The 3,911-nt window shown below is 65.6% G+C and carries 5 protein-coding genes; 4 read left to right on the top strand and 1 reads right to left on the bottom strand.

Annotation, left to right across the window (positions count from 1 at the left end; all coding sequences use genetic code 11):
- The first annotated feature begins 505 nt into the window (after positions 1–505).
- The 3 genes from MKK70_RS14035 (at position 506) to MKK70_RS14025 (ending at position 1,853) form a co-directional block, all read left to right on the top strand.
- Positions 506–661: a hypothetical protein gene (locus tag MKK70_RS14035; RefSeq protein WP_243948479.1), complete on the top strand. Its 156-nt coding sequence runs from the start codon at positions 506–508 to the stop codon at positions 659–661.
- 110 nt (positions 662–771) lie between these two features.
- Positions 772–1,533, top strand: coding sequence for an outer membrane protein (locus MKK70_RS14030; RefSeq protein ID WP_243939001.1), 762 nt, complete (start codon positions 772–774; stop codon positions 1,531–1,533).
- A gap of 140 nt (positions 1,534–1,673) precedes the next feature.
- Complete coding sequence (locus MKK70_RS14025; protein WP_243938999.1) at positions 1,674–1,853, top strand: hypothetical protein; 180 nt, start codon at positions 1,674–1,676, stop codon at positions 1,851–1,853.
- Positions 1,854–2,648: 795 nt separating this feature from the next.
- Here MKK70_RS14025 and MKK70_RS14020 read toward each other — a convergent pair.
- Entirely contained in the window at positions 2,649–3,164 is a 516-nt protein-coding gene (locus MKK70_RS14020) for a hypothetical protein (RefSeq protein ID WP_243948478.1), read from the bottom strand.
- 516 nt (positions 3,165–3,680) lie between these two features.
- Between MKK70_RS14020 and MKK70_RS14015 the strand changes: the two genes are divergently transcribed.
- Positions 3,681–3,911: hypothetical protein (locus MKK70_RS14015; RefSeq protein ID WP_243948476.1), on the top strand; the 231-nt coding region annotated here is incomplete at its 3' end.

Below are 3,911 nucleotides of genomic sequence, written 5' to 3'. Positions count from 1 at the left end.
CAGCCCCCTCGGCGGTGTCGTTGACGGTCTCGGACATCGGCGCAGCATGGAGGTGGGCAACGTGGGACACAATCCCACATCGTGCGCCGGCGCACCTTGGCCCACCGATTTCGCGTTGACGTGGGAAATCTGCACACATATGGTTTGGGCGTGGTCAAATTTCCCACGTCAACGCGATCTGGACGAGGCCGATGCCCGAACCGAAACCCGCCCTCGTCTGCTGCCCGATGCCGCCCCTGAACGCGACCCTGCGCCGCGATCGCAGGCCGCCGGGCGGGACCACGCTTTCGCGACTGGGCCGGCTCGCCGCCTGTCTCGTCGCCCTCGCGCTGCCCGCTCTCGGGATCGCCGCCGCGGACACGGTCCACCGCGTCGCGACCCCAGGGGCGCTGCAGGCCGCAGCACCAGGATCCCCCTCCCGGGATGCTGCGGAGCACGACGGCGCCTCCCGGATCGGCAGACCGGTCCGGGAGGCGCTTCCAACCCCTCGACGCGAGGCTGGCCGATGATCGCCGCCAACCCGAGGCCACCCGTCGCCCTGATGTCAGAATCCGTGCCGACCGACGATCGATCCCCCTGCGGCGGTGCCTGCATCCTCGACCTCGCCCTCTGCATGATCATCGCCGTTGCCTTCATCGGCCTGTTGTCATCGCTGACCTGACGAAACGGGGTTCGACCGCTCCACCGCCCGCCCTTCGCCGCGAGCGTGAGGACTATCTCGGACCATGGCCGGACACCTTCGGCAGCCTCCTTCCCAACGAGAGAAACACCATGTCGACATCGTTCCCGATCGCAGGTCCAGCACTCGGCCGCCTTAGCTTGTCCGCGACCGTCCTGATCGCCGGACTCGCGGTGGCCGGCGCCGCCGACTTGCCGCGTCGCGCGCCGCCTCCGCCGTTGCCGGTTCCGCCCGCCTTCACCTGGACCGGGTTCTACGCCGGCGTGAACGCCGGTTACGCGTTCCGCGACGGCGGCGGCCGCTTCACCAACCCGACCTACGGCACCGTCACCGACGCTGCCGCGAAGGGCGGCTTCGCCGGCGGCGGTCAGCTCGGCTACAATTATCAGTTCACCCCAAGGTCCGGCTTCGTGCTCGGCGTCGAGACCGACATCCAGGGCACAGCCTTCGCCAAGACGGATGCCGCCTATGTCGGGACGACCCCTTACTACTCCATCCGCCCGAGCCTCGACTACTTCGGCACCGTGCGCGGCCGCGTCGGGTATGCCTTTGATCGCGTGCTGATCTACGGGACGGGCGGCTTCGCCTACGGCGGCGGATCGCGCTCGGCGAACGCGGCTGCCTATCCCTATACGCTGCCGGACACGACGCGGACCGGCTACGCCGTCGGTGGCGGCATCGAGTACGCTTTCACCGACAAGCTCTCGGCCAAGGTCGAGGCGCTCTACCTTAACCTCGGAAAGCGATATTCCGGCACGACGTACTACGATACCACGACCGCCGCCTATTACGGCGCCGGCCGCAGCGATGCGGGCTTCGCGGTGGTGCGCGCCGGTTTGAACTACCGGTTCTGATGACAGACCGGATCGAGGTTCCGGGTCCGGCGGGCGGCGTTTCTCCGTCCGGGGACAGCGGATCGCAGTGCGGAGGCAGGCTTCTCCCATGCGAATCCCACGATCCGGTCGGCACAGACCGGGGGCGGTTCGCTTGGTCGGTGGCCGCCCTCACCTACGCCTTCGTCCTGTTGCTCGTCTGTGCGGACAGGCTCGCGGCGATCCGGCGATCGGACGCGGCGGACGGCTGTGTCGTCGTATCGTGGCGCAACCCCGTCACAGGTCGCGACGAACCGTGGCGCGGCCGCGTCGATGCGATCGGCCACCCGGTCTGCCCGTAATCATGCCGGTCTCCGACGGGAGGACGGTGCGACGGCAAATCGCCGGAACACGGGTTCGGGATATCGAAATCGGACGTTCGACGAGGCGCCACGCAGCGGGGCGGACTCCACGGAGCTTCAGAAAACAGCGGTGCCTATGCATGAGCAGGCGTCTGCCGCGCTCACCGGCCGTTCTACTCCCTTAATCGGCCGGACAATGATAAGGTACTGATGTTGTCTTATCTTGACCAATGTTTTGACTTTTGATGCGTCAACTATGACTAATTATATAACTGCTTTCTGATTCGCCGCTCCTTTAATAATTACATTACTATGGGTATATTTGGCGAGGGATTAAAGCTTGGAGTTGGCTCGATTCATCGCGAGACTGCTCTTCGGTCACGCGGACAAGGTACCGGTTCCCGGGCATCGTCATCCGACGCCGGTTCCGGATGTCGGACGCCAAGGGAGGGACATCGACCTCGGCGGGTTCCGACCGATGAGGCGGCGGCCGATGGGTATCGCCGTCGTCTCGGTCGCGACCGGGAGCGACGGAGATGAAGCGAGAGGCGTCCGGCGCCACCATCGCGCGTCGACGCGGGGAGCAGATCACAGTGCGGTAACACCGTGATCATCGGAACCGAGACGGTGGCGATCGCCGCTCCCGTCCGTTCGGGGTCTGTTAGGGTCGACATGCATCCGGCCATGCCGCTGGACGATGCACTCCCGGAGACCATGGTACCGCGGATGCAGTGAATGACCGGACCATCCTAGCCGATCCCATCGGCTCGGATGGTCCCCAAGGTTCACCCGGCCTTAGGCGTTGGTGTCCAGCAGAAGCGCCGACGACGCGTAGGTGTTCCTGCTCGTACCGGTGGCCCCGTAGGCCGAACTGCTGGTTTGGGTGGCTTGCAGCTGCTTGAGGAAGGAACTGAAGAGGTCGCTGACAGACGAGCCGCCGGACGACGTGCCGCTCGCGTCTCCGTTCGACGAGGCATCCGTATCCGAGCCGTCCGGAGGCGGTCCAGGGGGCGGCGCGGCGGCATCGGACGTGACGGAGCCCACGCTCTGGCCGCCGGTCGCGAACAGGTTCTTCAGCTCGCTGGCCTGATCGTCGGTCAGCGTCCCGGCGCTGACCTGATCAGAGATCAAGCCGTCGATCCTATCCTTCATCGAAGAGGGATCGAGCTTCGAGGTCGATCCGCTCGTCGTTGCGCTCGCGCCATCCGCGGACAGGCTCGTATCGATCGAAGTGAGTGCCGACGTGAGGGCCGTGGCATCCGTGTCGCTGAGGGAGCCGGCGGACAACTCCTTGCCGATCGTCGAGGACATCTGGTCCTTCATCGATCCTTGCGGACGCAGTGGCGGTGGTGGCCGTTGAGCGAAGACCTGTGATGTGGAGGACGAAACGCTGCTCATGGGGACGCTTGGGTTCGGATAACCGGGATCGCCCGGCCGACTTGCAGTGTGAAATTTGCCCACGGACCGCTTAACATAGCGTTTCCGCTCAAGAATTCTCCATGCACGCCTCCATCCTCGAAGACCGACGTCAGCACGGAAACGATCTTTTCGGTATCCCACGATCGCGTCGAGCCAAGCCGACACGCACGGGGATCCATCGATGCCGGGGCGTGCGACCACGGACAACGCGATCGTGTGCCAGACCGCACGTGTCTTGAACCCGACCGTTGCCGTGGGCAAATTTCCCACTCATAAGCGCCGTCGCCATTCGTCTTGTCGGAAGCGAGTTCGCCCGTGCATCCTCATCGCCTTCGTCCGGCATCCGGGTCCTCGATGAAAGGAGCGCGTACGGCTTCGCGCCCGGTCCGGGCCATCGGTCTGATATCGATGCTGTTCGCCGGCGTCGCGGGGGCCGCCGAGATCGACGTCCAGGGCAACAAACGCGTCGACGCGGACGTGATCCGATCCTACGTCACGGGCACCGCATCGGGCTCCGCCGAGGAAGCCCGCCGCAACCTGCTCGCCAGCGGCATGTTCGCGGACGTGAAGGTCGCCGCCAGCGGCGGCCGCACCGTCGTGACGGTCCGCGAGAACAACCTGATCAACCGGGTCGTGTTC

Source organism: Methylobacterium sp. E-041, assembly GCF_022829665.1.
Lineage (GTDB): Bacteria > Pseudomonadota > Alphaproteobacteria > Rhizobiales > Beijerinckiaceae > Methylobacterium.
This window is presented reverse-complemented; position numbering and strand designations above follow the sequence as displayed.

Coding starts and splice junctions, on each gene's coding strand:
- MKK70_RS14020 (WP_243948478.1), bottom strand. CDS start 3,164: ATGTCCTCGACGATCGGCAAGGAGTTGTCCGCCGGCTCCCTCAGCGAC.
- MKK70_RS14030 (WP_243939001.1), top strand. CDS start 772: ATGTCGACATCGTTCCCGATCGCAGGTCCAGCACTCGGCCGCCTTAGC.
- MKK70_RS14035 (WP_243948479.1), top strand. CDS start 506: ATGATCGCCGCCAACCCGAGGCCACCCGTCGCCCTGATGTCAGAATCC.